Source organism: Aquirufa salirivi (assembly GCF_045310485.1).
GTDB lineage: Bacteria > Bacteroidota > Bacteroidia > Cytophagales > Spirosomataceae > Aquirufa > Aquirufa salirivi.
On record NZ_JBEWZH010000003.1, the window covers coordinates 110,361 to 136,522 of the forward strand.

The window sequence follows — 26,162 nt, forward strand, 5'->3', positions numbered from 1 at the left end:
TTTGTTTTTAAGCACACTCAATGAATTTCACGCAGCTTCTTATTATTCTATTGAGTTTATTTTCAAGCATTTATCTGCTTATACTATGGCGATATTGGCGTAGCTCCAAGGGAATATTCCGAATTTCAGGCATTTTTATATTTAAAATTTTAGCTCGACTAGGCATATTTTTACTTTTTTTCTGGCTTTTCATCTCCTATTTAGACCCTGCTACTAATTCTAAAAAATTAACAGATCCTGTTCAAGTTACGTATCGACTACCGCTACAAGATACCTATACGAAGGAACGTTGGCAAGAAGCTCAAACAATCATTGCTGAAGATGTAAAACGAACACAACCTGTTTATGTTTCCCTGGAAATAGCACACCCTAAAAAAAGTATGAAGGAAACAATTATTCCCAATACTCCCATTCAGTCCTTTTTAAGTTTGATGGAGAATCCTGAAGTTTTGAATTTAAAGCATTCAACAAATAGTAGGAGATCCTTTGAAAATGAAAGGATTCAATCATTTAGCCCCATTGTCAAAATGGTAAAAAAGGGAAATAGTTATCAAGAATTCACCCTAAGCAATCAAGAAACTTCCTATTTTACTTTTCTTAGCTCGAATAATTGGACTGAATTAGTCGATATGAAGGTATATTTATTAATTTTGTTATTGATATTAATCACATCAGATTTACTCTTTATTCTGCATATAATTAAGATATAGGTTGTTTACATCTTACTTGTACATTTTCTTGTTGATTTACCAAGGCCTATTTTCGAATAGGGCCAGTGTATATAATAAAGATATTCAGCAGGTTAACTACCTAATTAAGCAAAAGCGTAATGCCGAAGCATTGTATTGGATAAAGAAAGCGAAGGGTAAAGATATTTTCATCAACAAAGAATTAGAGAAAACGCAGGCCTTATTAAACATTCGTTTGAATCAATTGGTGGAAAATAGTAGTCATTTTTCAAGTACAGATTCCAATGAATTGCTCATTCAGGCAGCTATGTTAGAGAAGCAGGGGAATATAGACCAAGCTATTTCTTTGATTGAAAAGGGAATTAAAGAGAACCCCGTTTCAGATACACTAATAAAACAATATGAAATTTATGCCTATAAATGGAGGAAATTAATCCCTATTTTGAAAATGGCTAAGCAAAATCAATTGCTACAAGAGCAACAAAAAATGAATCCAATAAATACCAAAGAAGCATTGGGTTTATTGGATTTGATGAAAAAGAAAGAAAGAATTTTAATATACTAATTATGGAAAATAAGGTTCAAGGACATTTCAACTTCAAGAATCAAACAGCCTTTTATCGAGGTAAGGTAAGGGATGTATATAGCATTGGAAATGATCGACTATTAATGGTCACTTCTGATCGTATTTCTGCTTTTGATGTGATTCTTCCAAGAACCATTCCCTTTAAAGGTCAAGTTTTAAATCAAATTGCTACATATTTTTTAAATAAAACCCGCGATATCATACCCAATTGGTTGATTGATACTCCAGATCAGAATGCGGCATATGGATATAAATGTACGCCTATTCCCATTGAAATGGTTGTAAGAGGGTATGTAGCCGGTCACCTATGGCGCGAATATAAATCAGGAAAAAGAGAAGTTTGTGGCGTTCCTTTACCAGATGGTTTGAAAGAAAATGACCGCTTACCTAAGCCAATCATAACACCTACGACCAAAGCCAGTGAAGGACATGATGAGGACATTTCAGTGGTTAAAATTCTTGAATTAGGTATTGTAACTCCCAATATCATGAATCAGTTATGCCAGAAAGCTTTGGCATTGTTTGAAAGAGGTACTCAAATGGCTAAAGAAAAAGGCCTCATCTTAGTAGATACTAAATATGAATTTGGCTTATTAGATGGACAAGTTATGTTGATGGACGAAATTCATACCCCTGATTCATCGCGTTATTTCTATGCCAATACTTACCAAGAACTATTAGATAAAGGATTGCCTCAAAAACAATTATCCAAAGAGTTTGTGAGAGAATGGCTTATCGCTAATGGATTTCAAGGTAAAGAAGGTCAGGTCGTTCCTACTATTACTGATGAATTTGTAGCCGAAATTTCAAATCGTTATATATTATTATACGAAGAGATTACGGGTCAAAGTTTCAAGAAAGAACCTCAAGACAATTTAGAACAACGTATATTTAATCACGTAAACCAATACTTAGAAAATGTCAACTAATGCTTTATTTCAACTTGATCAAAACGAAAGTTATGCTTTAATTGATTGGAAAGGCGAAAACTTAGTTCAAAGCAATTGTGAAGAATTAGAAAATGTCGTTCGATTGCTTTTTAAGAATGAATACACCAACATGATTTTAAATATCTCCAAAGTCACTGAATTGGATGGATATGGTGTATCTGCCATTCGTAAAGGGACTAAAATCTGTTCCAATGAATCCGGTTTATTTGTGGTAGTTAGTAAAGAAGAATCAGTTGTGGATCGATTAGATCAAGCCAAAATAGAAAACTTAACTATTATGAATACCGTTAGGGAGGGTGTTGATGCGATCTATCTAAATGATTTAGAAAATGATTTTGGCGATGGGGGTGAAGAAGAGGAGAATGAATTCGGTGGAGAATCAGCAGAATACGGCGAAGATTACTAATTAATTGTATTCTAACAAGATATTTTGTACTTGTTTAGTGATATTTTAATAACCGTATTATATTTTGTTTATTCAATGAATTGCCAAATATATTTTTGATTAAATTTGATATTGCTTATATAAATATCAAATTGTCAACCATTACTAGTATTTAATTTTGTTAAGAATTTTTTGTTTATTATTAGAATATTAATAGTTTCTTATGGAAGTCATGAATGAAGAGGGATTGTATCGGAAAGAATTTGAGCATGATGCTTGTGGTATTGGTTTTGTAGCCAGTATGAAAGGCATTAAATCGCATCGAATTGTACAAGATTCAATAAAGATGTTGATTCGTATGGATCACCGTGGTGCCTGTGGTTGTGATCCAAACTCAGGTGATGGAGCTGGAGTATTGGTTCAATTACCTCATGAATTCTTTTTTGAAGAAACCGCCAAATTGGGATTTGCGCTACCGTCTTTAGGTCAATATGGTGTGGGAATGGTTTTCTTCCCAAAGGATGAAACTTTAATTAAGGAGTGTAAAGAAATTATTGAAAGAAAAGCTAAGAAATTAAGTCTTCGTATTCTAGGTTATAGGCATGTGCCAGTAGATAATTCTGAAATTTTAGGCGCTGATTCAGGAAATGAAGAGCCTTCAATTCAACAATTATTCATTGAAAGACCAGAATCTTGCTTAAGCGAAATTGATTTTGAAAGAAAATTATATGTTTTCCGTCAATATGTAACTCGCTTGTTGAATGAAACCATCATTCAGTTAAATGGTAAGTTTTATTTTGCCTCCTTGTCTTGTCGTACCATTATTTATAAAGGTATGTTGACAACGATGCAAGTACCTGGTTATTTCCAGGATTTGTTCCAAGAAAACTTTACTTCGGCATTGGCTATTGTACACTCTCGTTTTTCTACGAATACGTTTCCAGAGTGGAGATTAGCACAACCATTCCGTTATATCGCTCATAACGGTGAGATTAATACGGTAAAAGGTAATTCATCTTGGATGCAGGCACAGTCGGCATTGTTCTCTAGTAAGTATTTTACGCAAGAAGAACTGGACATGATTTTACCAGTTTGTAATTTGGGACAATCAGATTCTGCTATTCTAGATAATGCTATTGAAATTTTATATTTAAGTGGACGTAGCTTACCACATGTCATGATGATGTTAATTCCTGAGGCATGGGATGGTAATGAGTCGATGGAAAGCTATAAAAAGGATTTCTATGAATACCACGCTGCCATGATGGAACCTTGGGATGGCCCTGCTTCGATTTCATTTACAGATGGTAAAATGATTGGTGCTACCCTTGATCGAAATGGATTACGTCCTTCAAGATATTGGGTAACGGAAGATGACCATGTAATTATGGCATCTGAAGCAGGTGTTTTGGATTTAGATCCTGCTACCATTGTTTCAAAAGGTCGCTTACAGCCAGGTAAAATGTTTGTGGTGGACATGGAGCAGGGTAGAATTATTCCTGATGAAGAATTAAAAGAGAAAATTTGTCAGCAACAGCCCTATGGACAGTGGTTGCGTGAAAATAAGATTCGTGTTGAAGATTTACCTGAGGCAGGAAGTGAATATCGTCAACCTAAGCCGGTTGAATTAATTTCTCGCCAACAAATTTTTGGATTTACTACAGAAGATATTCGAGTTGTTTTGGCTCAAATGGCTGAAACAGGTAAAGAAGCTTTGGGATCTATGGGTATAGATACTCCTTTGGCAGTATTATCTGATAAGGCACAACACCTCTCAAGTTATTTCAAGCAGTTGTTTGCTCAAGTAACTAATCCACCAATTGATCCAATTCGTGAACGAATGGTCATGTCTTTATTAACAGATATTGGAGGTCTTTCTAATTTATTGGATGAGACGCCAAGTCATTGTAGACAAATTGAAATTCAACAGCCTGTACTTCGTAATAAAGAAGTAGAAAAGATTCGTTGGATTGATCATGCTAATTTTCAAACCAAATCCATTCACATGACATTCCGCTCATCGGAAGAGTCAGGAGTTTTAAAGAAAGCTTTAAATCGTATTTGTCAATATGCTGAAGATGCTGTGGATGATGGCTATTCGATCATTTTATTAACTGATAGAGGAATTGATTCCTCTCACGCACCTATTCCCTCTCTTTTGGCATTAGGAGCGGTTCATAACCATTTGATTCGTACTAAGAAACGGGCTAAAGTAGGTATCATCATTGAAGCAGGAGATGTTTGGGAAACCCACCATTTTGCTACTTTAATTGGTTACGGAGCTTCAGCCATTAACCCATATATGGCTTTTGAAACCATCAAAGCTATGAAGGATAATCATTGGGTTGATCAGAGTTTATCCTATGAAAAATTAGAATACAATTACATTAAAGCGGTTAATGGAGAATTATTGAAGATATTCTCTAAAATGGGTATTTCCACGCTTCAATCATACCAAGGAGCCCAGATTTTTGAAATTTTGGGTTTAGGTAAAGATGTGGTTGATCATTATTTCAGCGGTTCTATTTCCCGAATCAATGGAGTAGATCTTGATACGATTGCCAAAGAAGCCTTGATTAAACATCAATCTGGATTTGGACTTTTGAAGTCAGACCATCCTAAGTTAGAAGTAGGAGGTATTTATCAATGGAAGCAACGTGGTGAAGAACATTTATTTAATCCTCAGACGATTCACTTATTGCAACAATCGACTAAGGTAAATGATTATGCAACTTATAAAAAGTATTCCAAATTAATTGATGACCAAAGTAAGAAGTCAATTACATTGCGTGGTTTATTACGTTTCAAAAATGCCAATTCTATTTCCATTGATGAAGTAGAGTCGGTCGAAAGTATTTTGAAGCGTTTTGCTACCGGTGCCATGTCATTTGGTTCAATCTCTTATGAAGCACATACGACTTTAGCCATTGCGATGAACCGTATTGGAGGAAAATCAAATACGGGAGAAGGTGGAGAAGATCCAATTCGCTTTGAAAAAATGAAGAATGGTGATTCGATGAATTCTGCCATTAAACAAGTTGCATCAGGTAGATTTGGAGTAACTGCAAATTATTTAACAAATGCTGTAGAGCTTCAAATTAAAATGGCTCAAGGTGCTAAACCAGGAGAAGGAGGACAATTACCAGGACATAAAGTAGATGATTGGATCGGTAAAACGCGTCATTCCACGCCTGGAGTAGGTTTAATTTCACCTCCACCTCATCATGATATTTATTCCATAGAAGATTTAGCTCAATTAATCTTCGATTTGAAAAATGCGAATAGAGCTGCCCGAATTTCTGTAAAACTTGTTTCAGAAGCAGGGGTAGGTACTATTGCTGCTGGTGTAGCAAAAGCACATGCAGATCATATTTTGATTGCAGGTTATGATGGTGGAACAGGGGCTTCACCCTTATCTTCCATTCGTCATGCAGGTTTACCTTGGGAACTTGGACTAGCAGAAACGCATCAAACTTTAGTTAAGAATAAGTTAAGAGGCCGAGTAACAATTCAAACAGATGGACAAATTAAGACAGGTCGCGATATCGCTATTGCCGCCTTATTAGGAGCTGAAGAATTTGGAGTGGCAACAGCTGCATTAGTTACAGCTGGGTGTATTATGATGCGAAAGTGTCATTTAAATACTTGTCCAGTGGGAGTGGCTACACAAAATCCTGAATTAAGAGCCTTGTATACAGGTAAACCTGAGCATGTGGTTAATTTATTCCATTTCTTAGCTCAAGAGTTACGTGAAATCATGGCTGAATTAGGTTTCCGTAAAATTGAAGAAATGATTGGTCGAGTGGATTATTTAAGCATGGCTGATGTTTCATCACATTGGAAATTTAAACATATTGATTTATCGCCAATCCTAAAACCATCGAATCCTGGTGAGGGTGTGGCAGTATTTAAGTCGGAAGAACAAGATCACGGTTTAGCCGAACAATTGGATTGGGAGATTTTGAAAATTGCTCAAGCTGCTATTGATACTAAAAAGCAGGTAAATGGAGAGTTTAAGATCATTAACGTGAATCGTTCTGTTGGCACTATTTTATCCAACGAAATCACCAAGAAATATGGAGAAAAAGCACTTCCAGACGGTTTAATTCACATTAAATTCAAAGGAACTGCCGGACAATCATTTGGAGCATTTTCTGTCAAAGGGTTGAAATTTGAAATTGAAGGAGATGCGAATGATTACATCGGGAAAGGACTATGTGGCGCTACCTTGATTGCATACCCTTCACCGGCTGCCAAATTTATAGCTGCTGAAAATTCAATCGTTGGTAATGTATCTTTCTATGGTGCTACTTCGGGTGAGGCCTATTTAGCTGGAATGGCAGGTGAGCGATTCTGTGTAAGGAATTCAGGAGCAAAAGTAGTGGTCGAAGGAATAGGTGATCACGGTTGCGAATACATGACAGGAGGATTGGTACTTATTATAGGTGCCACCGGAAGGAATTTTGGTGCAGGGATGTCAGGTGGTGTCGCATATATTTTAGATGAAAAGAATGATTTTGAAGCCAAGGTTAACCGTGAAATGGTGGAGATTTCTGATTTAAATCAAGAAGATATTCAAATTGTTTCGATGTATTTAACGAAACATATAGAATTAACAGGATCTGTGAAAGGTAAATATGTGTTGGATAACTTTAAGTCTATGACAAGTCTATTCAAAAAAGTATTACCAATCGATTATAGAAATGCATTGGCAAGTAGACATTTGAGCATCACAGATGTTTTAAATGACAAAGACAAAGTATATCAAAATATTAAAGTAGCATTAAACTAATTATTGAAAATGGGGAAGCCAACAGGTTTTTTAGAAGTTGATCGAAAAACCTCTGCAAAGAGGGATATATCTGAACGTATCAATGACTATCAAGAAATTGAGTTAATAAATTCATCCGAAGAAACAGAAAAGCAGGCTAGCCGTTGCATGGACTGTGGTACACCTTTCTGTCATAGCGGATGTCCTTTAGGTAACATTATACCAGAATTCAATGATGCCGTTTATGAGCAAAATTGGAAATATGCCTATGAGATATTGAGTTCAACTAATAATTTCCCAGAATTTACGGGAAGAATTTGTCCAGCTCCATGTGAATCAGCTTGCGTATTGGGTATCAATAAACCACCCGTTACCATTGAATTGATTGAAAAGTCTATCATCGAAAAAGCATACTCAGAAGGATGGGTAGTACCATTTGTTCCGGTTAAAAGAACTGGAAAAAAAATAGCTGTTGTTGGATCAGGTCCAGCTGGATTAGCAGCTGCAGCTCAACTAAACAAAGTGGGGCATTCGGTAACTGTATTTGAAAGAGCCGATCGAATTGGTGGATTATTGCGCTATGGTATCCCAGATTTCAAATTAGATAAATCAGTTGTTGATCGCCGCGTGGCTGTCATGGAAAAAGAAGGTATTGAATTTAAAACCAATGTTAATATTGGTGTGAATTTTAAAGTTTCTAAATTGACTTCTGAATATGATGCTATATTAATCGCAACAGGTTCAACAACTCCACGTTTGATTTCCACAAAAGGTAGTGATGCAACAGGTATATATCCTGCCATGGAATTTTTGTCCCAACAAAATAAACGTAATGCCAATATTGGTTTAGAAGTCAATCATAAAGGGGAAGTTTATACGAATAAGAATATTCTAGCTACAGCTAAGCATGTGGTCGTGATTGGGGGAGGAGATACAGGTTCAGATTGTGTTGGAACCTCCAACCGTCATAAGGCTGCTTCCATCACTCAAATAGAGGTCATGCCGAAGCCACCAGTAGATCGCGCAGAAAATACTCCTTGGCCTAATTGGCCTAATATGTTGCGTACCTCTACATCGCATGAAGAAGGTGCGAATCGTTTATGGTCTATTTCTTTACAAGAGTTTATCACCAATGATAAGAATGAACTTATTGCTTTAAAAATTGGAGATATAACTTACGATATGTCCAACGGTAAGATGGAACAGAAAGTAGAGAATATCCGTGAAATTCCATGTGATTTAGCGTTGATTGCTGCTGGATTTTTGCATACTGACCATGGAAATTTATTCGAGGAATTAACAGAAGCTGGAATTTCAGCTGATGAAAGAGGAAACATTGTGGCTAATGGAAACTATCAATCTGCTCAAGAGAAAATATTTGTAGCAGGAGATGCTAGACGTGGCCAGTCCTTGGTAGTATGGGCAATTTCCGAAGGAAGAGAGGCGGCTAGAAATATTGATCAGTTTTTAATGGGCAAAACTAGTTTAGAAGGAAAAAGTGTTTCTAGTTTCGATATTTTTAAATAAATTTTCATTTTTGAATTTCGATATTCAAAAAAAATTACTACATTTGTGCTCTCTTAAATGCTAGGAGAGATGCCTGAGAGGCCGAAAGGAACAGTTTGCTAAACTGTCGTACTGGCAACGGTACCGAGGGTTCGAATCCCTCTCTCTCCGCAGTGTTTTTTTCGGGGTGTAGCGTAGCCCGGTATCGCGCTTGGTTTGGGACCAAGAGGTCGTAGGTTCGAATCCTGCCACCCCGACAACATAGTCAATTTATTTAACCGTGCTTGCACCAAGAATAAATTGACTATTTATTTTTAGGTTCCGTAGCTCAGTTGGATAGAGCAACTGCCTTCTAAGCAGTAGGTCTTTGGTTCGAATCCAAACGGAATCACTAAGAGTCTTAGACTTTCATATCGTATCAATCATTTCTAGCCTTCCTACAAAGCGTTGACCATTAAGCAAATCACCTTGGTTAAAAATGCGATAGGAATATTGATATTCTGGATTGCTCCTCCATTAATTTATTTCTTCAAGGAAAAGCTAGGCTTCGGCGGTGGTTCCGTTTTTACTGGAATTGTTTACGTTTCAGGTTTGATATTGATGCTCAATCATTTTCATGCTAAAGTAGGACACAAACCCAATACATTTCTTTTATTATTAGGCGGTACATTTTTCAGTGTTGCCATGATCTATTTCTTTTTGATGAATAAAGAAATGACCATGTTTAATACGGACTTGATCAACTTTGCTTTAATATTTGGTTTTTTCTTTTCCTTATTACGGGTAGATAATCAAGTTCAAAAATACTTACCAGTACTCATCTTAATCATTACCTTTTTAACCAGTTGTGCTTTGATTTATTCAGTCGCAACGAATCCAAATTACGTATTTGGGACAAGAGCTACTGTGCAGTATACCAGCAAGACTACAGAAAACTTTACAGGAAACCCCTATATCTACAGTAGAAATGGTTTAGCTGGCTTTTTAATTTCCTTTTTAATCATCAATAGAAGCTGGGACTCGATCAAAGTCCCACATGTATATTTAACTAGACTATTAGCGCATATCAACGTATGGTTCAGTCTGATTGTCATTATTTTAACTCAAACAAGGGCCACCATTTTAACTTTACTATTGGCCTTACCTTGTATTCTATTTTTCATGGTACCTGTGAAAAGTGTATTTACAAACATCAAGAGGCAATCCTATATCTTTTATGCATTAATGATTGGTAATTTATATTACTTCGCTACCAAACTTAGAATAATCGAATTAATTGATTCCTACTATAACTCATTTTTCAACCTTTTTATAAGAGCCATGAGCACAGGGGTAACCTTGGGAAAGAGTTCTGAGGTGGATGAATCAGCTATGGGGCGTGTAAATAACATTAATTACATCAAGCAATTATGGAATACTAGTAAAATTGATTTTGCTTTCGGGCATGGTTATCGTTATCGTTACATTGATATACCCATGTTGGAATCATTGGTAAATTTTGGAATTTTTGGATTTATTTTATTTGCTGGTTTTCATATAACCTTTTTATATTTTGCGTACCGTTGCTTTAAATCAAATACCATTTTTCAAAACTTTATTGGTCTATTCTATTTAAATACTTTTGTTGGGATGTTTACTTCAGGAAGACCAATGGATTTTGCCTATTGGGTATCATTCTTGATATTCATTCGATTCATGAATGTGGAAATGGTAGAAGATAAAAACGAAATTGAAAAATTAGTCTAATGTGATCAAAAGATTACATCTTTATTTATTTCTATGTCAACTCAGAAAAGGGTTTTACAAGTTTCTCCCGCTTATTATCCTGCTATTTCTATAGGAGGACCCATATTTACCAATTTAACTTTCTCTAAAGCCCTTGAAGATATAAATTGTCAAATTGAAGTCGTAACTACGACTCAAGGTCTAACGAAAACTCAATTAGAACTAATACCAATAGGAGAAAAATCTAGCACTGAATTTTCATATCCTATTTGGCGTTTTCCATGCTATGGATATCCTAATTTCACCTTCTCACCAGGAATATTTTTTTGGTTATTTAAGCATGTTCATCGATTTGACCTAGTGGTATTACAAGCTGTATGGAATTTCCCCATCATGGCTGCATACCTAGCTTGTAAATGGAATAATATACCCTATGTGATTATTCCTCATGGTAGTTTATATGATGAGACTTTTCATCTAAAATCTTCAAAATTCAAAAGGTTCTTTTTTAGCTTATATGTTAAAAAAATGTTGATGAACGCTCATCGAATCTTATTTTCCACCCAAGATGAAGCTTTGAAAGTGAAGAAATTCTTATCTATTCCTTTAAAATCTTCTGTCGTGCCCAATATTGTCGATGTGGAAAAATTTAATAATCTACCACTAAAGGGTACATTTCGGGATAAATTTTCTATTTCAAAGGATCAACTTATTTTAACCCATTATGGTCGCGTTACGATAAAAAAAGGAATCAATTTTGTATTGAATATTTTGCCTGAAGTCATTCAAAATTACCCCAATGTCCTATATGTCATTGCTGGCATAGAAGAAAATCACTACATAGATGAACTTAGGACTGTTATTCAAGAAAAACAGCTAGAGAAACACGTAATTTTTACTGGCTTGATGTCTCCCCAAGAGGGGATCGAATTATTAACAGATTCCGATATTTTTATATTACCTTCTCTATCCGAAAATTTTGGGATGTCTGTTGTAGAAGCTATGCTATGTGAAATTCCAGTGGTTATTTCAGAACATGTGGGTATTGCATTAGATTTAAAAAATGTTGGCTGCGCTAAAGTGATACAGTTAATGGATAGATCAATGAAAGATGCTATTATTGAATTACTAAACGATTCAAATCTCAGGTTAATTATGGGTCGAAAGGGTAGGGAATATGCTAAACAAAACTACTCATACCAGGCCGTTGAAATTAAATTAACCGAATTAATTCAATTTAATTGTTGAAAACCTTGATACATTTCATTAGCTAATTTTTCGACACCAAAAATTTGAGAATTTCTTTTTGAATGATCAGTGTAATATTCAGATTTTTCAGGTAATTCCTTCAAAAATTGTTTGATTCGATTTCGTTCATCTAAATCAGACAATTGTTTGATTACAAGTCCATTATATCCATCCACTATCAGATCATTCGCACAACCACATGCTTCTGTGCAAATAACAGGCTTACCTAATTCTTGTGCCTCATTGGCTACCATACCCCAAGTTTCAGCAGTAGATACTAAGACTAAACAAGTAGCCTGATGATACAAATTAGCTAACTCGGTCCAAGCTACAGTACCTAAAACATGTATATTCGTGATTTTTTCTTGTTGAATTTTCTTATTAATATCTGTCAACAAAGGACCATTTCCAGCCATCTTTAAGGTATATGGCAATTCTTTCATTAAATCAATTAATTCGAATAAATTTTTCTCTTCGGATAACCTACCAACATAAAGTAAATAAGGTTCAACTATTTGATCCAACATATTTGAACTGTTTTCAGTAATTTGTTGTCTAAATTTTACTTTATCAAATGAATTAAGAAATGTGAATATTTTCTTTTTTGCAATTCCTGCACGAAACAAAAACTGATTGGAATTTAAGCCATAACTAAAATAACCATCAGTTACTTTGAAAATAGCTGATTTTACAATGGATTTAAACAAATGAGTCAAACCATTTTGATTTTCGGATTGACTTTTTACCGATTCAATCGTCATAACAGTTTTAATTCCTAACAATTTACATAGCAATAAAACCGGCAATGCTGCTGGTTCTGCATAGCCTGTAAAATTGATAACATTTGGCTTAAATTGGAGAATTACTTTGATCCATTCAATACCCAATTGCCATGGAGAAATGTGTTGCAACGGTTTTGTACTCAAAAGTTTAACCGGGAATTTATATGGATAAGTAGACAAATCGAAATCGACTAAATCTTCCCTTCCAGCTTCCGTAATCGTAGTTTCTATAACTAATAATTCATCATTGTTTTCGACACAAATTTCAGCTACTTTTTCAAATACAACTGACTTGTATTGCGACCATAATAAATTGTGAAAAATAAGAATTCTCATAAGTTGAATTTCAAGGACAAAACTAATCCCTTTTTTAAATATGGCAATGAAACCCACGGTAATAATATAGTGGAAAGGTTTATCTACTCATTTCTAGTTTATCATAATTGACATATTTCAATTATATATCTTAAATTGCGTGATAGTGGCATCCTTTATAAGGAAATCGTAATAGTATAAATTTTAGAATTGGCTAACAGTTGAAAAAGACTATCAGTGTAATGTTGCTTACCTATAATGAAGAAATTCATTTAGAGCGATGTATTCAAAATGTTCAAAAATTAAGTAATCAACTATTTATCATAGATTCATTTTCTACTGATAAAACTTTAGCAATAGCATCGCAGTATGGGATACCAGTCCATCAGAATCAATTCATTCACCATGCTAATCAAATAAATAAAGCATTAGAAGTATTTCCATATGAAACGGATTACATCATTCGAGTAGATTGTGATGAACTTTTAAGCGATGATTTAATTAAAGAAATACTAGCTTGTTTAAATAGCGATGCCTTTGATGCTATAAATGGCTTTTATATAAAACGAAAAGTATATTTCATGGGTGGCCTAATTCAACATGGAATGACAAATCCTATGTGGTTACTACGTATTTGGAAAAGGGGGGAAGGGAAATGCGATGATAAATGGATGGATGAAAAAATAGTGCTAAAGCAGCCTTCCACTCATAATTTAACACATTTGATTATTGATCATAATTTAAATAATCTTACTTGGTGGACACAAAAGCACAATTTGTATGCAAGCCGAGAATCCATTGAAGTTTTAAAACATCGGTATTTACATGCAGCCGAAATTAAAGATAATCTACCTTTCAAAGATAGACTTATTCATTTTTTAAAATCATTTTACAACAAAAGCCCTATTTTTGTAAGGTCTATACTTTTGTTTCATTATTCTTATTTTATTCGATTAGGGATTTTGGATGGATTGCGTGGACTTATCTGGAATATACTACAAGTGTTTTGGTATCGTTTTCTGGTAGATGCCAAGGTTTATGAGTTTGAATACTCCCATGGGTTTGATAAAAATAAAATTAGAGAAGCTTTAAAAGAGATCATTTGAAAACAGATTTAAGCACATTTACTGGAGAAGGATCGCCTGGCTTTATTGCCAAAGTAAAATATTTTATATGGCTTCTTTTTTCAAATGTGTTTTTCTTGACTAATATTCCTTATCCAAATGTTTTAAAAGTAAGTATTTTAAGATATTTTGGAGCTAAGGTTGGTCAACATGTGGTAATAAAACCTTGGGTAAAAATTAAATTTCCTTGGAAATTGACATTGGGCGATTATGTATGGTTGGGTGAAGAGGCTTGGATCGATAATATATCGGAAATAATTATTGGGAATCATGTATGCATCTCACAAGGAGCTTTGCTTTTAACTGGTAATCATGATTATAAAAAATCTTCATTTGACTTGATGACCCAAGGAATAAAAGTAGAAGATGGAGTTTGGATAGGGGCCAAATCCATTGTTAGTGGTGGTGTGATATTAAAATCTCATAGTGTTTTAACTGTGGGATCATTTACAAGTAAAGATTTAGCACCCTTTACCATTAATCAAGGGAATCCAGCACAAGTAGTTAAACAAAGAGAAATCAACTAAGTACAATGAATGAATATTTGCAATTATTAAGTAATAAAGAGTTTCAAATCATTGTTTCCTTTATTATATCTATTGTGATTACAGTTACAGCCATTCCTGTGATTATTAATATCTCGAAATTGAAAGATTTAATGGCAGAAATAGAGTTGAGAAGCTCGCATGAAGAGTTAACTCCTACCTTAGGTGGAGTAGCTATATTTGCGGCCACATTGATTAGTTATTTTATTTGGGATAATCCCAATGAAGGACATGAAATACATTTAGCTGTTGCATCGCTCATCATCTTATTCTTTTTAGGTATCAAAGATGATATCTTGATTTTATCTCCAAAAAAGAAATTGTTCATTCAAATTGCTGCGGCATTATTGTTAATTACTTTTGGAGATTTACGCATTTCTACCTTTTATGGACTCTTAGGAATTGACCATATCCCATATATCATCAGTATTGCATTTACCTTGTTTATCATCATTGCGATTATTAATGCCATTAACTTATTGGATGGGATAGATGGTTTAGCCGGTACCGTTGGTTTTGTCTCCTCAGCTATTTTTGCATACTTATTTTATAGTTTAGGTTTATTTGCATTAGCGACTTTGGCGCTATCATTAGCTGGATCTTTAGTAGGTTTTTTACGCTTTAATTGGTCCACTAAGAACAAAATATTCATGGGAGACACTGGTTCCATGATTCTGGGTTTCTTATTAGCCTTTTTTGCTGTAAAGTATATTGTATTTAATAGTTCCTATATTTATGACCCTAGGCTTGTTAAAGATGCCCCCATCTTAACTATTATCATTCTCTTACTTCCTCTGTTTGATACCTTACGCATGTTTGTTATTCGAATTTCAACAGGCGTATCTCCATTCAAAGGAGACCGAAAGCACTTGCATCATGTTTTAATCGATAATGGATTTAGTCACTTTTGGGCAACCTTAATTTTGATAGCTTTTAATCTGATGGTATTGGCACTATATTCCACTATTCGACATGAATATTCGAATCACGAAGTTTTGTTTGGATTACTAATCATATTTTTAATCTATTGTTATATTTCCTATGTATTGTCTAAGAATATAGACACTAATACAGTGGATCGTGTGAAGTATACTAAAATTGATAAAGTTAAACGACTACAATTAGTAGAAGAAAAGAAAAATACGAATCTGTCCAGTAACCAGCCCCCTTTTACAGAATAGGTTCTTGTAAAAGATAGGATTCTAACTTTTGACATTCCAATTGAATATCGAAATTGGATAAGCTTTCCCGCATTAAAGAAATATTAAACTCTTTTAAAAATAAGGAGTTTAATTCCTTGGCTAAACTTACAGGTCTAAAATCTTGACTTAATACCCCATTAGACTCATTAACTATCAGGCTAGAACCCCCAGAATTAGTCGCTAAGACCGGAACTCCGCAATAGATAGCCTCCATGGCAACCAATCCCATACTCTCCTCTCTAGAGCATGTGATAAAAGCATCTGCACTTGCTATTTGTTGATAATATTCTTCAGGACTTATATTATCCAAAAATTGCACAGCTGGATAAAGTCCACTTTTTATCTGTCGACGGATGACTTCTGCATATCCATTATTTGCCCATTTCCCAAGCCATATAAATTCATATGCTGAATCTTGAAAATATTGACTTGTTTCCAGGAAAAGATCAACCCCTTTTCGGTAACAAATGGTCCCAGAAGAAATGATTTTCTTTTTATTATTTTTTTCTATTTTAAAATCAGATAAACAATCATCAATCCATGCTTTGTTGATACCCGATTGTAATACAAAACAAACTTTAGGAAAAATGGGAGCAAAAAACCGATAAACTAATTCAGAACAACTTACTAAATAATCAACCTGATCAAATAATCGTTGTGAATCTTTAATTTCTAATTGCTCAAAATTGTATAAATACTCATGAACATGTAAAAAGGTTTGTATCTTAAAATATACTTTATACTGTAATAGAAATGCATTTTGAATGGTATTAATGTACCAAATTGAAGCGCCAAACTGCTTTTGAATAGTTTGTATTCGCTGATATATTACATTTTGACCAGCATGGAATTTTACCTTATCCCAAATTGAAAAATGGGTTTCCAGATAAAATACTTGAATATGGGGTGCTAATTGATTGACTAAGGCACCATCTCGTTCTAAAAGTACCAATCCAATTTCAAACTTATTTGCATCTAAATGATGTAAAATATCAAATAATACAATCTCTGCACCTGTACGTTGTAAGTTACTAGAGAAGAATAATATTTTCTTTTTTGACATTAAACAAAATTAAAATGAGCTAATAAGAAGAAAAACTTCGACTACTGATCAAAATTAGTAATTTTGGGCTGCATTGAAAATTATCCCGAATGAAAAGCATACAACAATTAAGAGAAAGCATTGATACCATTGACGATTCTTTATTAAAGCTGCTCGTAGAGCGCATGGAGTTCGTTGAAGAAATTGGTCGATTAAAAAGAGAAAATAACACCGTTATTTACCATCCTGATAGAGAAAAAGAAATCATCGATCGCTTGGCATCTAAATATACTGGGAAATTAAGCAAAGCAGCCATTGAAGCCATTTTTCTAGAAATATTTGGCGTTTCTAGAAATCTGGAATTACCTGAAATCATCTCCTTTTTAGGTCCAGAAGGCAGTTTTACACATCAAGCAGCAGAAAGTAGGTTTGGAGCAGTGGCAGACTATATTTCTTTACCTTCTATCAGGTCTGTTTTCGATTCAGTAGAAACAGGTAGAGCCAAATACGGTGTTGTTCCTATTGAAAATAACCAAGAGGGGATGGTTAAGGAGACAATGGACTTATTAAATGAACGAAATTTATTCATCATTTCAGAAATTATAATCCCTGTTAATTTTTGTTTGGCATCTAAAGAAAATTCCATTCACCAAATTCAAAAAATTTATTCAAAGGATATTGCATTTCAACAATGTAAAGGCTTTTTGCAAGACTATTTTAATCATAAACCTGAGGATTTCTTTGTTCAAGTGGATTCTACATCGAAAGCAGCTAAACTTGCCGTTGAAGATACGAAAGCGGCTGCCTTATGTTCACATATAGCTGCAAAAATTTATTCTTTACCTATTCTATTTGATAATATTCAAGATAGTGAATCAAATCAAACACGTTTCTTCATCATTTCTAAAGTAGAGAATTTAAAGAAAACAGATAAGGATAAAACGAGCTTAGCCATTAAATTAAAACATGATAATAAGCCTGGTGCTTTATTATCACTTTTAAAAGACTTTGAAGATGTTCAAATTAATCTATTGAAAATTGAATCCAGACCTCAAAAAGATACGCATGAGTTTAAATTCTGGTTTTTCATTGACATCGAAGGGAACAAACTAGATGAAAATGTTCAGCAGATTCTTGATAAAAGAAAAGACGAAATAATCTTTTTAGGAAGCTATATGAATCTTTGTTAACTGAGATTTAGCGTATTGAACATCAGCTGAAATTTGAGCGATTAATTCGGGAAGAGAATTGAATTTTTTCTCGTCCCGGATTTTCTCAAGCAAAAACAATTCTACTTCTTTATCGTAAATGTCTTCTTGAAAATCAAACAGATGTGTTTCAATAGAAATGTATTTATCTTTTGTTATGGTCGGTCTATTACCGATATTAGTTACGCCACAAACGGTATTTCCATCTACTTTCAAGTAACTAAGGTAAACGCCTAATCCAGGAATCAATTTATCGGAATTTTCTAATTCAATATTGGCTGTTGGAAAACCTAATTCTCTACCTTGATGATTTCCGTGTACTACCTTACCATGTAAGGAATAATTCCTTCCTAACATCGAAGTGGTTTTTGTCAAATTCCCTAGAACAAGGTATTCCTTGATGACAGAAGAACTAATAATTTCTTCTTCCAATTTGGCAACGTCAATAGAATAGGCATGTATTAGATCGGAATAATGTTCATTTACAAAATCAACCGAACCTTTTCTTTGAAAACCAAAACGATTGTCATAGCCTAACACTAAATCACTTATTCCAAATTTAGCCAACAGAATGTCTTCTATAAAATTCTTAGCTGGTAAATGAGCGATGTAATGATCAAAAGGAATCATAAACAAGAAATCTATACCTAAAGACTCAATCCATTGGATTTTTTCTTTATCTGGACTTAAAAGACTATTTTTTGATTCTAGGTTGGGATTAAAATAGGAGGAAGGATGGTTACTAAATGATATGACAATGGAAGAAATACCTTTTTTTTGGGCAATTTTAACACATTCTGTTAATACTTTAGCATGACCTAAATGTACTCCATCGAACATTCCAATAGTTATTACTGATTGATCAATAAATGGTACTTCAGGAAAATTATAAAAGAATTTCATATTGCTCCGCACTAAATTTCTCAATAGATTGTGCTTTTTCAAGCGTATAATCACCAATTTGACTCCGTACTAACTCCTTTAAATACGCTCCAGAGTTTAGGAAAAAGCCAAAATCTCTCACCATACTGCGTATGTATGTCCCTTTTGAACAAGAAATTATAAACTTAATTTCCGGAAAAGAAGATATGTCCATATCAAACTCGTAGACAGTAGCTTGTCTAATTTTAATTTCAATATCCTTTTCAGTTAAACCTTTTCTAGCTTGGACATATAAACGCTGTCCATTTTGCTTAATAGCTGAATAAATAGGAGGGACTTGTTCAATATCTCCAACTAATGAAAGCCTTGCATCTTCAAGTAAACTTGGAGTAATATGATCAATGGGAAACTCTTGGTCGAAATCGGTTTCTAAATCAATAGAAGGAGTTGTTTTACCCAAAACAAAACTGCCCGTATAAGTCTTTGGTAAGGACTGAAAATATTCGATTTTTTTGGTGTATTTCCCAACACAAATAATCAATAAGCCCGTTGCCAAGGGATCTAAAGTGCCTGCATGACCAATTTTTTTGAATCTACCCATATTTCGAATCTTTCGAACCGCGTCAAAAGAAGTCCAGGTTTTGGGTTTATCGATCAAATAGAACTTATCTTCTATAGGTGTTAATTCAACCACAAGTATAATGCTAAAAAGATGCCCGCTAAAATTCGATAATATCCAAAGAATTTAAAGCCAAATTTATTCACTAAATCAACCATCCAACGAATGGTTAATAAGGCAATGATAAAGCTTACAAAAGCCCCTAAAAGTAATGCCAAACTATTATTAGGGTTCAAAATGATGTCTAAATCATATCTGTAATCCAATAGTTTTTTAGCACATGCTCCCAGAATAGTGGGAATTCCCAATAAAAAAGAAAATTCTACCGCAGCTCGGTGATTTAATCCAACTAAGCGTCCACCAATGATGGATGCACCTGAACGAGAAACTCCTGGAATCATGGCAAGGCATTGGTAAAATCCAATTTTGATGGACTGAGGAACTGACATATCATCAATATTGTCATGTTGGTGATCCTTATCCTTAACCCAGTCATCAATTTTGATTAATAATAAACCTCCAACAAACCAAGAAGCCGCAATGAACCAATATCCTTGAAATAATGATTCCAATAGATCATCAAGTAATATGCCTAAAATAGCTGCTGGAATAAAGGATGCAATAATGTATTTATACACTTTTATCGACTGAAATAATCGTTTAAAATACAAAAATGGTACAGCGGCAATTGCCCCTAATTGAATAAAAACAGTGAAAAAATTAAGGTACTTAGATGATCCAATTCCTAATAATTTTTCGCTTACAATGATGTGGGCCGTAGAAGAGATAGGTAAAAATTCACTTAATCCTTCAACAATTCCCAGCACAATGGCTTCAAAAAATTGATTCATTATTTCTTTATTTTAAATAAGGAAAAAATGGGAAGAATAATACCAATAAGCACCAAAATGGGCCCTAAAGTGATTCCCAAAAATCCGAAACCAAATGGTTCTTTATCCAAAGTCATCACAAAAAAACCAATAATCATGATGCATAATCCTGCAATTAAAATCATGATATCTTTTCTGTTCAATGGAAAATTGGAGTTTGTTGAATTTGCCATATTAAAATAAGTTAGTGTGTTGAATCTTTAAATATCGATTCAATGAAAAATAAGTTGAGATTACACTAAAAAGAGAAGAACTAAGTACAGCCAATAGGAATAATTTAAATTGATTACTTACATCAAAAAACAAGAAACTCGTTTCAGGAAGACTTTGAATAAAATAGTAAAATACACCATTGGATAATAGATAACCCAGACCTCCACCTACTAAACCTAAAACAAGGGAATTTAATAAATAAGGTTTACGTATAAACCCGTTCGTTGAACCTAGCAACTGCATTGTTTTAATTAATACACGATTACTATGAATATTTAAACGAATGTAATTGGATAATTGTAAGTAGATAAATCCGCTTAGCAACACAATAAAGATCAAAATGATCCAACCTACATGCTTTATTTTTGATAAAAAAGAATCTAAAAATGCATTGGGATAAGTAATCTCATACACACCTGGAAATGCCTTAAGTTCTTCGGCAATTTTTTCAAAAGATTTTCCTGATTTATGTTCATCACTTATGCTTAAAACAAATAGGTTTTTAAACGGATTATCTTCGCCTAATAAGTCTTGATAATTCTCGTGACTAGACTTTAAAAAATCTGTTGCAATTTTATCCTTGGATACGAAACTAATGTCCTTTTTTGCTCCAATGATTTGAATGTAAGGCTTTTGGGAAAGTAGTTTAAATGATTCCACGAGCTGTTGACTTGTCAAGGAATCCTCCATATAAACGTACATTTTCATTTGTGATTTAATATCATCACCCCAGGATTTAATTCCAACAAATAGCTGAAAAAATACACAAATGATAAAGGCCAAACTAGAAATGGAGAAAATCAACAACAGGTTTGTTGAACTCGGCTTAGCTTTTGAATATTTCATTTTTGATTATTTAATACTTCTATTTGATCTCTTAATCTGGCAGCTTCTTCGTAATTCTCTTCCAATAGCGCTTTTTGAAGCAAATCTTCTAATTCAGCTAAGGTAATAGTACTTGGTTGATATACTGGAATGTCCACTGAAAAGGATAAATCATCTTCCGCTTCATCCTCTTCCTCATCGGGAATACAAATCGACTTCAACAAACTCTCTTTAATATAAATGCTTTTTTGAGCTCTAAGAGCTAAAGCGATAGAATCACTTGGTCTAGCATCCATTTCGATTAATGCCCCATCCTGAAAAAATTCGATTTTAGCGTAAAAAATACCTTCCTTAAAATCTGTAATTAACACGCGATTTAAATCCAAATTGGACTTCTCGATCATTTGAATAAATAAATCGTGTGTTAAAGGTCTACTCGTTTGAATTTGTTCTAAGTAGACAGAAATAGCTTGAGCTTCTTGATTCCCAATTACGATGGGAAATCGCAAATTTGGATAATCTTCAGATTGGAGCAAGAGTATAAAAGAACTTGCTCCAACTGAACTAGGAGATACAGAAACTATACTTAATTTTAAATAATCGTTCAAGGCTACATTTTAAAAAACAAATGTATCAAAAAATGGCCTAAAATTAATGGCTTTTAAGCTTATTTAACAATCTAGGAAGCACATCAAAAACATCCCCAACGATACCATAATCTGCATGCTTAAAAAATGGGGCCTCTGGATCATTGTTTATTACCACAATTTTTCTGGATCCATTTACTCCTGCCAAATGCTGAATAGCACCCGAGATACCGCATGCAATGTATAATTTAGGTGCAATTTTTACACCAGTTTGTCCCACGTGTTCATGGTGAGGTCGCCAATTTAAATCGGATACTGGCTTGGAACAAGCAGTAGCTGCTCCAAGTTCTTTGGCTAAATCCTCCACTATCCACCAGTTAGAAGGATCTTTAAATCCTCGACCAGCACCAAGCACGATGGCTGCATCTGGTAAAGGAATGGAGCCCGTTAATGGATGATTCTCCAATAATTTATTTTGTTGGTCAATTCCTAAAGTTATTTCAGATAAACCAACAACCGAATTCCCTGCATGGCTTGGTAAATCGATCGAAAATGACTTACTGAATGCAATCATAAAAGACTCACCTTTAATTTCGGTAGTTATCGTCGCCTTTCCCGAAAATACAGATTTTGTCAATTGAAATCCTACTGCTACTTTTTCCACGTTCAATACATTGGAAATAAGGGGAATATGTAATGAATTGGCTATGCTTGAAGCCATTGTATCCATTAAAAGAGTTTTCACATAAAAGAATTGCCCAATCTCTTTTGATTGAATTTCATCAAATAAAGGAGCTATTACTTGATTATGATTGACAAGTTCAGGGGCCTTAATGTGTGTATATTGTTTTATAGAGGCATAAGCACTAAATAATTCAGAAGAAAACGGTTCGAAACCATATACATGTGTAATAGCCCCATGTTGAATGGCCCAATTGCTCGTAAAATCCAATAAGCGCTTGGAGCTTTCTGTAATTTGACCACTTTTACTATCTATAAATACTGCTATATTTTTCATCTTAGATAAGGTTTTCACTTTTCAATATATCAATTAATGATTCGGCATTTTCAACAGGAATCATCTTTTGTAAGCGCTCAGTTTCTACCACTCGCGCTGAAATTTGACTTTCAAAATTGGCTTTGGTTGGAGCAATAACGGTTATTTCTTTGGTTCTAGCTGTCATAATTCCACGCATAGAGGGGATTTTCCATTCTGCGATAGGCTCTTGACAACCTAAAACAGCAGGTAGGTTAGAGCTGACTTTCGACTTACCTAGATCCGTTTCTATTTCTAATGTCAATTTACCAGCATCAAAATCCAAGTGCATCACAGGCGAAAAATGATTAAACCCTAAACCGTGTGCAACTAAAGCATGAACAATACCGCTATTATAATCAATAGCTTCTTTTCCCATCATGATTAAATCAAAGGATTTCTCTTGGGCATATTGAATAATTTCTTGGGCAACTTGATATGAATCTATCGCAGCTGAATCGATTCTGACAGCACTATCTGCACCGAGGGCTAAGCATTTTCTAATTAAAGCTTCTGAATCAGCTGTGCCAACATGCAATACGACTAATTCAGCTTGAGTTTGTTCTTTAATTTCAATAGCCCTAGATAAAGCATAATCATCGTAGGGACCTACAATAAAAGTTAGTCCCTCTGAATTAATACGGGTATTTGATGAATCTAATGTAATTTTGGATGTCGTATCGGGTACAACCGATATGCAAACTAAGATTTTCATAGGCGATTAAATAAAAATGTATGCAAGCATACTAATTTGTTTTTAAAATTACAAAAATGGAACGGAAAGAATTTATAAAAGACGAAATAAAAGAGGAGCCAGAAAATCCTTTCAATTACTATTTATTAGCCTTGGAATTAAAAAAAGAAGGGGATCTAAGCGGCTCATTAGACTTGTTCAATCAATTGATTGAACGCTTTCCATCCTATATACCAACGTATTATAGCTTTGCCGATTTTCTTTTGGAGATTGAAGATGACATTAAAGCAAAACAAATTATCGAACTCGGAATTATAAGAGCTGAAGGAGTAGGGCAAACAAAGGCACTGCATGAATTGAAACAAATGTGGGAGTTAAACTTTTAATTAAGTAAAACTTCTTCCAGATCTTTTTCAATGATCAAGTTTTCGATAATGAATTTTTGTCTCTCTGGAGTATTTTTACCCATGTAATAGGTCAACAACTGAGGAATTGTAAATTCCTTTTCTAAAATAACAGGTTCCAACTTTATATTTTCACCTATAAAAGTACCGAATTCCTCCGGTGAGATTTCTCCCAAACCTTTGAATCGAGTTATTTCAGGTTTCGGACTTAATTTTTCAATAGCATTCCTTCTTTCTTCGTCGGAATAGCAATAAATCGTCTCTTTCTTGTTTCTAACCCTGAAAAGAGGCGTTTCTAAAATATATAAATGACCATTACGTACTAAATCAGGGAAAAACTGAAGGAAGAAAGTTAAAATCAGTAAACGAATGTGCATGCCGTCAACGTCGGCATCGGTAGCAATTACAATTTTATTATAACGAAGATTATCCAAACTATCTTCAATATCGAGCGCATGTTGAAGCAAGTTAAACTCTTCATTCTCGTATACAATTTTCTTGGTTAAACCAAAGCAATTCAATGGTTTACCTCGTAAACTAAAGACTGCTTGCGTTTGTACATCCCTTGATTTTGTAATAGAGCCACTGGCTGAATCTCCTTCGGTAATAAATAGAATCGTATCATGTCGAGAATCTGATTTTTCATCAGGCAAATGGACACGACAATCCCTTAACTTCTTATTATGCAGGTTCGCCTTTTTAGCTCTTTCATTGGCTAATTTTTTAATTCCTGCGATATCTTTTCTTTCTCTTTCTGACTGTAGAATTCTTTTTAAAATGGCATCAGCAGTACTCGGATTCTTATGAAGAAAATTATCTAATTCTGTTTTGACAAAATCGCCAATAAATGACCTAATGGATGTTGAACTTGAATCCGGAGATATAGTAGTCGAACCTAATTTTGTCTTAGTTTGTGATTCAAATACGGGTTCTTGAACACGTATGGCAATAGCACCAACAATACTCGCTCGTACATCTGAAGGATCAAAATCCTTTTTATAAAACTCTCTTACTGTTCGAACAAGAGCCTCTCTAAAAGAGGCTAAGTGTGTACCCCCTTGTGTTGTGTTTTGACCATTAACAAACGAGTAATATTCTTCGCCATATTGATTATTGTGAGTAATCGCTAATTCAATATCGTTTCCTTTTAAATGAATGATCGGGTATCTGTTCTCTTCAGCATTGGTCTTTTTTGATAATAAATCCAATAAACCATTTTGAGAAAAATATTTCTCACCATTAAAATTGATGGTTAATCCTGCATTTAAATAAGCATAATTCCAAAATAATGAATCGAGGTATTGAGGAATGAAATGGTAATTTTTAAAAATAGAATTATCGGGTTCAAAGCAAACATGCGTACCACTTTTGCCATTTGAGACTTCAAATCCATCTGATTCAGCTGTTAATTCGCCTTTACAAAATTCTGCCCATTTGGTTTGTCCATCTCGGTACGATTGAACTTTGAAATATTGGGAAAGGGCGTTTGTTGCCTTAGTACCGACACCATTTAAACCTACCGACTTCTGAAAAGCACCAGAATCATATTTTCCTCCTGTATTAATTTTAGAAACGCAATCGATGACTTTTCCTAAAGGAATTCCTCGACCGAAATCACGAACTTCTACTTTGTGATCTGAAATTTTAACTTCAATAACTTTACCATTTCCCATCATGTGCTCATCGATGGAATTATCCATGATTTCTTTGACCAACACATAAATCCCATCGTCAACTGAAGAGCCGTCTCCTAATTTTCCGATATACATACCTGGTCTTAATCGGATATGCTCTTTCCAATCTAAGGAACGGATACTATCATCATTATAAATCGGGGGGGTACTGTTAATTTCTTCCACTAGATAATTTTTGTAAAAATTAATATGCTAATATGTTAAGCTCCTATCTGCAATTAGCTTTAAAGTTAGCATTAA

The 26,162-nt window shown here is 34.2% G+C and carries 24 protein-coding genes and 3 tRNA genes; 16 read left to right on the plus strand and 11 right to left on the minus strand.

From position 1 onward, the window contains the following. Window positions 1-20 precede the first annotated feature (20 nt). The 11 genes from U0R11_RS04900 (at window position 21) to U0R11_RS04950 (ending at window position 11,860) form a co-directional block, all read left to right on the plus strand. Window positions 21-710 (plus strand): hypothetical protein, encoded by a 690-nt coding sequence (locus U0R11_RS04900; protein ID WP_406750201.1) that lies wholly within the window; start codon window positions 21-23, stop codon window positions 708-710. A 1-nt stretch (window position 711) separates the two neighbouring features. Further along, window positions 712-1,254, plus strand: coding sequence for a hypothetical protein (locus tag U0R11_RS04905; protein WP_406750203.1), 543 nt, complete (start codon window positions 712-714; stop codon window positions 1,252-1,254). A gap of 2 nt (window positions 1,255-1,256) precedes the next feature. Next, window positions 1,257-2,204, plus strand: coding sequence for a phosphoribosylaminoimidazolesuccinocarboxamide synthase (locus U0R11_RS04910; RefSeq protein WP_406750205.1), 948 nt, complete (start codon window positions 1,257-1,259; stop codon window positions 2,202-2,204). Continuing rightward, window positions 2,194-2,631 (plus strand): STAS domain-containing protein, encoded by a 438-nt coding sequence (locus U0R11_RS04915; RefSeq protein WP_406750207.1) that lies wholly within the window; start codon window positions 2,194-2,196, stop codon window positions 2,629-2,631. Before U0R11_RS04910 ends, U0R11_RS04915 begins: the two co-directional genes overlap by 11 nt. A gap of 211 nt (window positions 2,632-2,842) precedes the next feature. After that, entirely contained in the window at window positions 2,843-7,402 is a 4,560-nt protein-coding gene (gene gltB, locus U0R11_RS04920; protein ID WP_406750208.1) for a glutamate synthase large subunit, read from the plus strand. Window positions 7,403-7,411: 9 nt separating this feature from the next. After that, window positions 7,412-8,908 carry a glutamate synthase subunit beta gene (locus U0R11_RS04925; protein WP_406750209.1) on the plus strand — a complete coding sequence of 499 codons (1,497 nt, stop codon included), beginning with the start codon at window positions 7,412-7,414 and terminating at the stop codon, window positions 8,906-8,908. A gap of 63 nt (window positions 8,909-8,971) precedes the next feature. Beyond that, window positions 8,972-9,058: transfer RNA gene (locus tag U0R11_RS04930), tRNA-Ser, on the plus strand. 12 nt (window positions 9,059-9,070) lie between these two features. Further along, window positions 9,071-9,144, plus strand: a tRNA-Pro gene (locus U0R11_RS04935). A gap of 60 nt (window positions 9,145-9,204) precedes the next feature. Continuing rightward, window positions 9,205-9,278, plus strand: a tRNA-Arg gene (locus U0R11_RS04940). A gap of 56 nt (window positions 9,279-9,334) precedes the next feature. Next, window positions 9,335-10,633: a hypothetical protein gene (locus tag U0R11_RS04945; protein ID WP_406750211.1), complete on the plus strand. Its 1,299-nt coding sequence runs from the start codon at window positions 9,335-9,337 to the stop codon at window positions 10,631-10,633. Between the two features lie 33 nt (window positions 10,634-10,666). Next, a complete protein-coding gene (locus tag U0R11_RS04950; protein ID WP_406750213.1) occupies window positions 10,667-11,860 on the plus strand; it encodes a glycosyltransferase in 1,194 nt (397 codons plus the stop codon). On the opposite strand, the gene U0R11_RS04955 is transcribed toward U0R11_RS04950, so the two are convergent. Beyond that, complete coding sequence (locus tag U0R11_RS04955) at window positions 11,845-12,978, minus strand: glycosyltransferase (protein ID WP_406750215.1); 1,134 nt, start codon at window positions 12,976-12,978, stop codon at window positions 11,845-11,847. The genes U0R11_RS04950 and U0R11_RS04955 overlap by 16 nt on opposite strands. A gap of 200 nt (window positions 12,979-13,178) precedes the next feature. On the opposite strand from U0R11_RS04955, the gene U0R11_RS04960 reads away from it, so the two are divergent. Genes U0R11_RS04960 through U0R11_RS04970 form a run of 3 tightly spaced genes read left to right on the plus strand, consistent with a single transcriptional unit; the run spans window position 13,179 to window position 15,807 of the window. After that, window positions 13,179-14,063 (plus strand): glycosyltransferase family 2 protein, encoded by an 885-nt coding sequence (locus U0R11_RS04960; RefSeq protein WP_406750217.1) that lies wholly within the window; start codon window positions 13,179-13,181, stop codon window positions 14,061-14,063. Next, window positions 14,060-14,608, plus strand: coding sequence for a WcaF family extracellular polysaccharide biosynthesis acetyltransferase (locus U0R11_RS04965; protein WP_406750219.1), 549 nt, complete (start codon window positions 14,060-14,062; stop codon window positions 14,606-14,608). Before U0R11_RS04960 ends, U0R11_RS04965 begins: the two co-directional genes overlap by 4 nt. A gap of 5 nt (window positions 14,609-14,613) precedes the next feature. Beyond that, window positions 14,614-15,807, plus strand: coding sequence for an MraY family glycosyltransferase (locus U0R11_RS04970; RefSeq protein ID WP_406750221.1), 1,194 nt, complete (start codon window positions 14,614-14,616; stop codon window positions 15,805-15,807). Here U0R11_RS04970 and U0R11_RS04975 read toward each other — a convergent pair. Further along, window positions 15,797-16,891: a glycosyltransferase family 4 protein gene (locus U0R11_RS04975; protein ID WP_406750223.1), complete on the minus strand. Its 1,095-nt coding sequence runs from the start codon at window positions 16,889-16,891 to the stop codon at window positions 15,797-15,799. The two genes, U0R11_RS04970 and U0R11_RS04975, sit on opposite strands and share 11 nt — an antisense overlap. Before the next feature lie 89 nt (window positions 16,892-16,980). Here U0R11_RS04975 and pheA point away from each other — a divergent pair, with 89 nt between their 5' ends. Further along, window positions 16,981-18,060 (plus strand): prephenate dehydratase, encoded by a 1,080-nt coding sequence (pheA, locus tag U0R11_RS04980; protein ID WP_406750225.1) that lies wholly within the window; start codon window positions 16,981-16,983, stop codon window positions 18,058-18,060. Here the strand turns inward: pheA and U0R11_RS04985 are convergent. From U0R11_RS04985 to U0R11_RS05020, 8 genes are read right to left on the minus strand one after another with little or no spacing between them, the layout of a single operon-like run. Further along, on the minus strand, window positions 18,034-18,981 hold the full coding sequence (locus U0R11_RS04985) for a bifunctional riboflavin kinase/FAD synthetase (RefSeq protein ID WP_406750226.1): 948 nt from the start codon (window positions 18,979-18,981) through the stop codon (window positions 18,034-18,036). The genes pheA and U0R11_RS04985 overlap by 27 nt on opposite strands. Continuing rightward, window positions 18,965-19,654, minus strand: a complete 690-nt coding sequence (gene truB, locus U0R11_RS04990; protein WP_406750228.1) for a tRNA pseudouridine(55) synthase TruB — start codon at window positions 19,652-19,654, stop codon at window positions 18,965-18,967. The genes U0R11_RS04985 and truB overlap by 17 nt, the downstream gene beginning before the upstream one ends. After that, entirely contained in the window at window positions 19,642-20,430 is a 789-nt protein-coding gene (locus U0R11_RS04995; RefSeq protein ID WP_406750230.1) for an undecaprenyl-diphosphate phosphatase, read from the minus strand. The genes truB and U0R11_RS04995 overlap by 13 nt, the downstream gene beginning before the upstream one ends. Next, complete coding sequence (locus U0R11_RS05000) at window positions 20,430-20,642, minus strand: DUF3098 domain-containing protein (RefSeq protein WP_406750232.1); 213 nt, start codon at window positions 20,640-20,642, stop codon at window positions 20,430-20,432. Before U0R11_RS05000 ends, U0R11_RS04995 begins: the two co-directional genes overlap by 1 nt. Before the next feature lies 1 nt (window position 20,643). After that, on the minus strand, window positions 20,644-21,528 hold the full coding sequence (locus U0R11_RS05005) for a cell division protein FtsX (protein WP_406750234.1): 885 nt from the start codon (window positions 21,526-21,528) through the stop codon (window positions 20,644-20,646). Beyond that, complete coding sequence (locus U0R11_RS05010; protein ID WP_406750236.1) at window positions 21,525-22,115, minus strand: bifunctional nuclease family protein; 591 nt, start codon at window positions 22,113-22,115, stop codon at window positions 21,525-21,527. Before U0R11_RS05010 ends, U0R11_RS05005 begins: the two co-directional genes overlap by 4 nt. 43 nt (window positions 22,116-22,158) lie before the next feature. Next, complete coding sequence (locus U0R11_RS05015) at window positions 22,159-23,112, minus strand: electron transfer flavoprotein subunit alpha/FixB family protein (protein WP_406750237.1); 954 nt, start codon at window positions 23,110-23,112, stop codon at window positions 22,159-22,161. A gap of 1 nt (window position 23,113) precedes the next feature. Next, window positions 23,114-23,845, minus strand: coding sequence for an electron transfer flavoprotein subunit beta/FixA family protein (locus U0R11_RS05020; protein WP_406750239.1), 732 nt, complete (start codon window positions 23,843-23,845; stop codon window positions 23,114-23,116). Window positions 23,846-23,901: 56 nt separating this feature from the next. Between U0R11_RS05020 and U0R11_RS05025 the strand changes: the two genes are divergently transcribed. Next, the gene (locus tag U0R11_RS05025; protein WP_406750241.1) at window positions 23,902-24,210 is read left to right on the plus strand and encodes a tetratricopeptide repeat protein; all 309 of its coding nucleotides are present in this window, start codon (window positions 23,902-23,904) and stop codon (window positions 24,208-24,210) included. Here the strand turns inward: U0R11_RS05025 and U0R11_RS05030 are convergent. Then, window positions 24,207-26,087: a DNA topoisomerase IV subunit B gene (locus tag U0R11_RS05030; protein ID WP_406750243.1), complete on the minus strand. Its 1,881-nt coding sequence runs from the start codon at window positions 26,085-26,087 to the stop codon at window positions 24,207-24,209. The genes U0R11_RS05025 and U0R11_RS05030 overlap by 4 nt on opposite strands. Between the last annotated feature and the right edge of the window lie 75 nt (window positions 26,088-26,162).

What these genes read in the sequence shown, in the direction of transcription:
- pheA (WP_406750225.1), top strand. Translation starts at nt 16,981, where the DNA reads ATGAAAAGCATACAACAATTAAGAGAAAGCATTGATACCATTGACGAT.
- U0R11_RS04915 (WP_406750207.1), top strand. Translation starts at nt 2,194, where the DNA reads ATGTCAACTAATGCTTTATTTCAACTTGATCAAAACGAAAGTTATGCT.
- U0R11_RS04925 (WP_406750209.1), top strand. Translation starts at nt 7,412, where the DNA reads ATGGGGAAGCCAACAGGTTTTTTAGAAGTTGATCGAAAAACCTCTGCA.
- U0R11_RS05005 (WP_406750234.1), bottom strand. Translation starts at nt 21,528, where the DNA reads ATGAAATATTCAAAAGCTAAGCCGAGTTCAACAAACCTGTTGTTGATT.
- gltB (WP_406750208.1), top strand. Translation starts at nt 2,843, where the DNA reads ATGAATGAAGAGGGATTGTATCGGAAAGAATTTGAGCATGATGCTTGT.
- U0R11_RS04995 (WP_406750230.1), bottom strand. Translation starts at nt 20,430, where the DNA reads ATGAATCAATTTTTTGAAGCCATTGTGCTGGGAATTGTTGAAGGATTA.
- U0R11_RS04900 (WP_406750201.1), top strand. Translation starts at nt 21, where the DNA reads ATGAATTTCACGCAGCTTCTTATTATTCTATTGAGTTTATTTTCAAGC.
- U0R11_RS05000 (WP_406750232.1), bottom strand. Translation starts at nt 20,642, where the DNA reads ATGGCAAATTCAACAAACTCCAATTTTCCATTGAACAGAAAAGATATC.
- U0R11_RS04970 (WP_406750221.1), top strand. Translation starts at nt 14,614, where the DNA reads ATGAATGAATATTTGCAATTATTAAGTAATAAAGAGTTTCAAATCATT.
- U0R11_RS04910 (WP_406750205.1), top strand. Translation starts at nt 1,257, where the DNA reads ATGGAAAATAAGGTTCAAGGACATTTCAACTTCAAGAATCAAACAGCC.
- U0R11_RS04975 (WP_406750223.1), bottom strand. Translation starts at nt 16,891, where the DNA reads ATGTCAAAAAAGAAAATATTATTCTTCTCTAGTAACTTACAACGTACA.
- U0R11_RS05015 (WP_406750237.1), bottom strand. Translation starts at nt 23,112, where the DNA reads ATGAAAAATATAGCAGTATTTATAGATAGTAAAAGTGGTCAAATTACA.
- U0R11_RS04985 (WP_406750226.1), bottom strand. Translation starts at nt 18,981, where the DNA reads ATGAAATTCTTTTATAATTTTCCTGAAGTACCATTTATTGATCAATCA.
- U0R11_RS04950 (WP_406750213.1), top strand. Translation starts at nt 10,667, where the DNA reads ATGTCAACTCAGAAAAGGGTTTTACAAGTTTCTCCCGCTTATTATCCT.
- U0R11_RS04955 (WP_406750215.1), bottom strand. Translation starts at nt 12,978, where the DNA reads ATGAGAATTCTTATTTTTCACAATTTATTATGGTCGCAATACAAGTCA.
- U0R11_RS05025 (WP_406750241.1), top strand. Translation starts at nt 23,902, where the DNA reads ATGGAACGGAAAGAATTTATAAAAGACGAAATAAAAGAGGAGCCAGAA.
- U0R11_RS05020 (WP_406750239.1), bottom strand. Translation starts at nt 23,845, where the DNA reads ATGAAAATCTTAGTTTGCATATCGGTTGTACCCGATACGACATCCAAA.